Genomic DNA, 6,869 nt, shown 5'->3' on the forward strand with positions numbered 1-6,869 from the left:
CTTCTCCAACGCGCGAATGCGATCACGCCTAGCTGCCATCGCCGCATCACCCGCGGTCATCCATCAGCAGCCTGCCCATCATTCGTTCCAAGCCGTCCTCTTCCGGTGAACGCTCACCGGCACCGGACCAGTTGTCCCGTATGCCCGGCGAATCGCTCTGCAGCCGGCCGGGGGTGGCCGGATCGCCGTCCTGCCGGAGCAGCACCGTCAGTAACACCGTCACCACGGCGACGAGCAGTACGAGCGCCAGCGAGAGCAGTATCCACAACCCGGCGGGCCTCCGCCGCTGTTGTGGCATGGCGTGGGGGACCGGTGCGCCGCCGGTCGGAGGGGCCACCGGCTGCATCGAGGGATGCGAACCGGGCCCGACGGGCGTGACGGGGTTCACCGGCCCCATCGGGGCCGGCTGGTATCCCGCTCCGACAAGGCCCGACGGCGTCGGCAGCGGCTGACCTGCGCGTACGGCGGCGACCGCGGCCGCGAACTCGCCGCCCGTGGCGTAGCGCTGGCGTGGGTCCTTGACGAGTGTCGCCTCGATCACAGCACGGGCGCCCGGCGGCACGTCCGGCGGCAGCGGCGGCGGCAGGTCCCTGATGTGCATCATGGCGACCGTCACGGCGTTCTCGGAGAGAAACGGCCTGCGGCCCGCGAGGCACTCGTAGCCGCACACGGCGAGCGAGTACACGTCGCTGCCCGGCTCCGCGTCGTGTCCGAGCGCCTGCTCCGGGGCGATGTAGTGCGCGGTGCCCATCACCATGCCGGAGCGGGTCACTGGCGCGGCGTGCGCCGCCTTCGCGATGCCGAAGTCGGTGAGCTTCACCGTGCCCGACGGCGTGACCAGGATGTTGCCCGGCTTGACGTCGCGGTGCACGAGCCCGCGCTCGTGCGCGGCCTGCAGCGCGTTGCCGGCCTGCTCCAGGATGTCGAGCGTGCGCTCGGCGGAGATGCGGCCCTCGCGGGCGAGGATGCCCGCCAGCGGCTCTCCCTCGACCATCTCCATGACCAGGAACGCGATGGAGTGCTCACCCGCGAGCGTCTCGCCGTAGTCGTGCACGCCCGCGATGTTCTGGTGGTTCAGCGAGGCGGTGGTCCTGGCCTCGGTGCGAAACCGGTGCAGGAACTCGGCGTCGCCCGAGAGTTCGGCCTTGAGGATCTTCACCGCGACGGTGCGGTCGAGCCGGGTGTCGCTGGCCTCCCAGACCTCGCCCATTCCTCCGACGGCGATGCGGCTGGCGAGGCGGTATCGCTCCGCGATGAGTTGCCCCGACGACAGCATCGGCTACCCACCCCCGAGGGCGGCGGCGATGGTGGACCTCGCGATCTCGGCGGCCACGGTGCCACCGGTGGCGGCGAGCCCTCGGTTACCGCCGGACTCGACGATCACGGCGACGGCGATCTGCGGGTCGTCGTGCGGCGCGAACGCGGTGTACCAGGCGTGCGGCGGCGTCGCCTTCGGGTCGGTGCCGTGCTCGGCGGTCCCCGTCTTCGAAGCGATCTTCAGCGACTCGTCCTTGCCGCCGCCGCTGGTGTTCGCCTCCGACTGGATCATCATGTCGGTCAGCGCCTGGGCGTTCTCCGCCGACATGGCGGGCTCGCCGGTGAGCTCCTCGGGGCCGAACTCCTCGATCGTCGACAGGTCGGGGGCGAGCAGCGCCTTGATGAGCTGCGGCTTCATGGCCACGCCGTCGTTGGCGACCGTCGCCGCCAGCAGCGCGTCCTGCAGCGGGGTCAGCCGGACGTCTCGCTGGCCGATGCCGCTCTGGTACAGCGCGGCCTCGCTCTCGAGGTCGCCGAGGCCGGACGGCACCACGCCCATCGGGATCGCCAGGTCGTCCATGCCGATGCCGAAGTTCGCGGCGGTGGCCTCGAGCTTCTCCTTGCCCAGCTGACCGGCGATCTCGGCGAACGCGGTGTTGCACGAATACTTCAGCGCGTCGGCCAGCGTGCTGCCGGGGCAGGTGGCGCCGCCGTAGTTCTCCAGCGTGGTGCTGGTGCCGGGCAGGGTGGTCTCGGCCGCGCTGGTGACGCCGCTGCCGGCGGTCATGCCGTTCTCCAGCGCCGCGGCGGTCGTGACGATCTTGAACGTGGAGCCGGGCGGGTACGTCTCGCGGATCGCCCTGTTCAGCATCGGGTTGGCCGGGTCCTCGGTGAACGCCGTCCACGCCTCCTGCTGCTCCTCGGCGTCGTGCGAGGCGAGCTTGCCGGGGTCGTAGGACGGCGTGGAGACCATGGCGAGGATGTCGCCGGTCTTCGGGTCCAGCGCCACGACCGAGCCCGTGTAGCCGTTCTGGACCATCGCGTTGTAGGCGGCCTCCTGCACCGAGGGCCGCACGGTGAGCCGCACGTTGCCGCCGCGCGGGTCGCGGCCGGTGATCATGTCGGAGAGCCTGCGCACGAACAGCCGCGGATCGGAGCCGTTGAGGAACTCGTCCTCGGAGCGCTCGAGGCCGCCTGCGCCGTACAGCACCGAGTAGTAGCCGGTGACCGGCGCGTACATCGGGCCGTTGAGGTACGTGCGCAGGAACTTCAGCTGGTCGTCGGTCGGCGTGACGCCGGCCAGCACCTGACCGGCCTCCTCGGAGACGATCTTGCCGCGTTCGCGCGAGTACTCGTCGAGCAGCACGCGCGAGTTGCGGCTGTCGGTGCGGTAGTCGTCGGCCTGCACCACCTGGATGTAGGTGGCGTTGGCGAGCAGCAGCGTCACCATGACCAGCATGGCGACGCCGACCTTGCGCAGCGGTGTGTTCACGGCGTGCTCCCCCCATCGACGCCCGGCTGCGGCTGCCCCGCCGGGGGCCGCTGCACCATCACCGTGTGTGCCTCGGCCAGCGGCGCCTGCGGCTGCGGCTGCCTCGGCTTCGCGGGCTGCTGCGGGCGGCGTGCCGTGTCGCTGATCCGCAGCAGCAGCGCGACGAGGATGTAGTTCGCCAGCAGCGACGAACCACCGGCGGACAGCCACGGCGTCGTGACACCGGTCATCGGGATCAGCTTGGTGACCCCGCCGATGATCACGAAGATCTGCATGATGATCGCGAACGAGAGGCCGCCGCCGAGCAGCTTGCCGAACGTGTCCCGCACGGCCAGCGCACTGCGCATGCCGCGCATGGCGAGGATCAGGTACACCATCAGGATCGCGGCGAGCCCGACGAAGCCGAGCTCCTCGCCGAGCGCCGCGCTGATGAAGTCGGTGTTCGCCTCGGGGACGGTCTCCGGCCTGCCAGCGCCGAGGCCGGTGCCGAACACGCCGCCGGTGCCGAGCCCGAACAGGCCCTGCGCGATCTGGTAGCCACCGCCGGGTTCGTCGTACGTCGAGAGCGGGTCGATCCAGTTGGCGACGCGCTGCTGCACGTGGGTGAACAGCTGGTAGGCGATGAGCGCGCCGACGAAGAACATCGAGAGGCCGACGACCACCCAGATGATCCGCTCGGTGGCGACGTAGAGCATCACCAGCACGATGCCGAAGAACAGCAGCGCGGTGCCGAGATCGCGCTGGAAGACGAGGATGCCGAGGCAGACGACGGCGGCGATGATGATCGGTCCGAGGTCCCTTGCCCTCGGCAGCTCGATGCCCATCACCCGCTTACCCGCGGTCATGAAGAGGTCCCGCTTCGCGACGAGGAACGACGCGAAGAAGATCATCAGCAGGATCTTGGCGAACTCACCGGGCTGGATCGAGAAGCCGGGCAGCTTCAGCCACACCTTCGCGCCGTTGACCTCGGACAGCGAGCTGGGCAGCAGCGCGGGCAGCGCGAGTGCCACGATGCCGATGAGGCCGAACGTGTACGCGTAGCGCGTGAGCGTGCGGTGGTCCTTCACGACCACGAGCACGCCGAGGAAGAGGGCCAGCGCGAAGACCGTGAAAAGCACCTGCCTCGGCGCGCTGCCGGATGTCACCTCGCCGATGGCGATCGCTTCCTGCGCGTTGGCGAGGTCGATCCGGTAGATCATCACCAGGCCGAGCCCGTTGAGCAGCGCGACGCACGGCAGGATCAGCGGATCTGCGTAGGGCGCCCAGCGGCGCACCGCAAGGTGGGCGACGGCGAAGATCGCCAGGTAGGCGAGCCCGTACCAGACGATGGACCAGGACAGCTCCTGCTCCTGGTTCGCCTGTACCAGCACGAACGCCGACGTCACGATGAACGCGGCGAACGCCAGCAGCATCAGCTCCGTGCCCCGCCGCCTCGGCAGTTCGCGCGGCGGGTTCGTCGTGTACTGCTGGCCGACCGCGCCGGGGTTGCCTGCGGGTTGAGCCATCAGTTACCGCCTGGGCTGGGCGCCGGGCGGCAGTCCACCCCCGGCTCCTGCCGACCCTGTTCCGGCGTCGTCGTCTCGGTCGGCTGGTTCTCGCCACTCGGTTGGCTACCGCCCTCGGGCCGGTTCTCGCCCGTTGGCTCCGGCGCCGCGTTGCCCTGGCCGATGCCGCCGATCACGCCGCCGCCCTGGGGCTGCTCCTCGTCGCAGATCTCCAGCATGTTGTTGCGACGGAGCGTGTCGATGTAGTCCCGCGACTCGGCGAGGCCGTCGCGCTTGACGGAGTTGCGCACGGCGACGCGCGCGTCCTGCTGCAGGTCCTGCAGGCGCAGCGGCTCGCACAGCGTGGCCTCGGGAGGGCAGGAGCCCTCCGCCTCGCGGTGCAGGTCGAAGCCGAGCACGCTGCCGGGAACGCCCTGGAAGATCACGACTTCCTCGTTCGAACCCACGCCAACGTAGTACTGCCGCATGACGAAGTAGCGGGTGGCGATCGCGGCGGCCGCGAGCAGGATCAGCGCCAGGCCGAGTGCCACGAGGAGTCTGATCCGCTTACGGCGCTTCGCTTTTGGGTCTGGTGGCGGCTCCGTCGGCTCGAGCCGCTGTGGCTGGGTGGGGGGCGGCGCGGTGAGCGCCCTGGCGCGGGCCGCGGGAGAGTCGCCCTGGTGGCCCTCGTCGCTGCCGTCGCCGGCGGCACCACCCACGATGGGAGCGTCCTCGCCGAAGTCGATGTCCACGACGTCCGCGACGATCACCGTCACGTTGTCGGTGCCGCCGCCCTTGAGGGCGAGCTCGATCATCCGGTCCGCGCACTCCTGCGGGTCCGGGATCTGCATGGCCTCCGACAGCGTCTCGTTGCTGACCATGCCCGACAGGCCGTCGGAGCACAGCAGGTAGCGGTCCCCAGCCCGTGCCTCACGGACCGTGAAGCTCGGCTCCACCTCGTGCCCGGTGAGCGCCTTGAGCAGCAGGGACCGCTGCGGGTGGGTCGCGGCCTCGTCCTCGGTGATCCGGCCCTGCTCGAGCAGCTCGTTGACGAAGCTGTCGTCGCGGGTGATCTGCGAGAACTGACCGTTCCGCAGCAGGTAGGCACGCGAGTCGCCGACGTGCACGAGCCCGAGCCGGGAGCCGGAGAACAGCACGGCGGTGAGCGTGGTGCCCATGCCGTCGAGGTCTGGGTCGTTCGCGACGAGCTCCGAGATCGCCTGGTTGCCGTGGGTCACCGCTTCGCGGAGCTGGGTCACCAGGTCGTCGCCGGGCTCGTCGTCGTCGAGCGGGGCCAACGAGGCGATGACGACCTTGCTGGCCACCTCGCCGGCGGCGTGGCCGCCCATTCCGTCGGCCAGGGCGAGCAGGCGCGGGCCGGCGTAAACCGAGTCCTGGTTGCTCGAACGAACCAGGCCACGGTCACTGCGGGCCGCGTAGCGTAGGACGAGAGTCATGGGCGAAGCTCGATCACCGTCTTGCCTATCCGGATGGGGACGCCGAGCGGGACTCGGAGGGGTGCAGTGACCTTAGCCCGGTCGAGATAGGTGCCGTTCGTCGAGCCCAGATCTTCCACATACCACTCGTCACCGCGCAGTGAGATGCGAGCGTGCCGCGTGGAGGCGTAGTCGTCGTCCAGCACCAGTGTCGAGTCGTCAGCCCTGCCGATGAGGATCGGTTTGCCGTCCAACGCGATGCGGGTGCCCGAGAGCGCGCCGTGCGTCACGACCAGTTGCCGCGGCAGCTTCCCCCCGCGCGGCTTCTTCGGCTCTCTGCTGCTCTTGCCGCGCCGCAGGCTCGGCAGGTTGACGCGCAGCCCGGACGCCGCGTAGAGGTCCGAGCGCACCACGCGTAGCGCGGCGAACACGAACAGCCAGAGCAAGAGGAGAAAACCTGCTCTGGTGAGTTGAACGACCAGCTCTGGCACCTGTTGTGTCAGCTCCCGCCTTTTCACGCCCACCCCGTGACGAGTGCGCCACGGGTCCCCCGCATGGCCGCCATTATGCGGGACCCGCGCTCGCGGGCCATGCGGGATGGCCGAAAAGCCCGAACTAGCCCTGCGTCCGGAACACCAGGGACGAGTGGCCGACCCTGATGACGTCACCGTCGGCGAGCTGCCAGGTCTGCACGGGGGTGCCGTTCACCGTGGTGCCGTTGGTGGAACCGATGTCGGCGAGCGTGGCGCTCTGGCCGTCCCAGGTGATCTCCAGGTGCCGGCGCGAGACGCCGGTGTCCGGGAGCCGGAAGTCGGCGTCCTGGCCGCGGCCGACCACGTTGCCGCCCTGCTTGAGGGAGTACGTCCGGTTGGAACCGTCGTCGAGCTGGAGGCTCGCGGCGAGCTGGCGGTTGCCGCCGGGCATCCCGGGCTGGCCGTAGCCCTGCTGCGCGTAAGGGTCGGGCGGCGGGGCCTGCGCGGGGTAGCCACCGGGCGGGCTCGGCGGAGCCGCGTAGCCCTGGTCGTACCCGCCGGGCTGGCCGTAGCCCTGGTCATAGCCGGGCGCCGGGGGCTGCTGGCCGTACCCCTGGTCGTACCCGCCGGGCTGCCCATAGCCCTGGTCGTAGCCACCGGGCTGGCCGTAGCCCTGGTCATAGCCTCCTGGCTGCCCGTAGCCCTGGTCGTACCCGCCGGGCTGCTG

Annotated in this window: 6 protein-coding genes; all 6 read right to left on the reverse strand. The window is 70.3% G+C overall.

Translation table 11 applies throughout. The annotated features are described in order from the left end of the window. Positions 1–46: 46 nt before the first annotated feature. Complete coding sequence (locus DI005_RS00695) at positions 47–1,276, reverse strand: serine/threonine-protein kinase (protein ID WP_112265928.1); 1,230 nt, start codon at positions 1,274–1,276, stop codon at positions 47–49. A 3-nt stretch (positions 1,277–1,279) separates the two neighbouring features. After that, positions 1,280–2,749, reverse strand: a complete 1,470-nt coding sequence (locus DI005_RS00700; protein WP_113640964.1) for a penicillin-binding protein 2 — start codon at positions 2,747–2,749, stop codon at positions 1,280–1,282. Continuing rightward, complete coding sequence (locus tag DI005_RS00705; RefSeq protein ID WP_112265932.1) at positions 2,746–4,254, reverse strand: FtsW/RodA/SpoVE family cell cycle protein; 1,509 nt, start codon at positions 4,252–4,254, stop codon at positions 2,746–2,748. Before DI005_RS00705 ends, DI005_RS00700 begins: the two co-directional genes overlap by 4 nt. Further along, positions 4,254–5,690, reverse strand: a complete 1,437-nt coding sequence (locus DI005_RS00710) for a PP2C family serine/threonine-protein phosphatase (RefSeq protein WP_113640965.1) — start codon at positions 5,688–5,690, stop codon at positions 4,254–4,256. Before DI005_RS00710 ends, DI005_RS00705 begins: the two co-directional genes overlap by 1 nt. Continuing rightward, on the reverse strand, positions 5,687–6,160 hold the full coding sequence (locus DI005_RS00715) for an FHA domain-containing protein (RefSeq protein ID WP_112265936.1): 474 nt from the start codon (positions 6,158–6,160) through the stop codon (positions 5,687–5,689). The genes DI005_RS00710 and DI005_RS00715 overlap by 4 nt, the downstream gene beginning before the upstream one ends. Before the next feature lie 124 nt (positions 6,161–6,284). Continuing rightward, on the reverse strand, positions 6,285–6,869 hold a 585-nt coding region (locus DI005_RS00720), incomplete at its 5' end, for an FHA domain-containing protein (RefSeq protein WP_113640966.1).

This window comes from Prauserella sp. PE36 (assembly GCF_003311655.1).
Taxonomy (GTDB): domain Bacteria; phylum Actinomycetota; class Actinomycetes; order Mycobacteriales; family Pseudonocardiaceae; genus Prauserella_A; species Prauserella_A endophytica.

Coding starts and splice junctions, on each gene's coding strand:
- DI005_RS00695 (WP_112265928.1), bottom strand. CDS start 1,276: ATGCTGTCGTCGGGGCAACTCATCGCGGAGCGATACCGCCTCGCCAGC.
- DI005_RS00705 (WP_112265932.1), bottom strand. CDS start 4,254: ATGGCTCAACCCGCAGGCAACCCCGGCGCGGTCGGCCAGCAGTACACG.
- DI005_RS00710 (WP_113640965.1), bottom strand. CDS start 5,690: ATGACTCTCGTCCTACGCTACGCGGCCCGCAGTGACCGTGGCCTGGTT.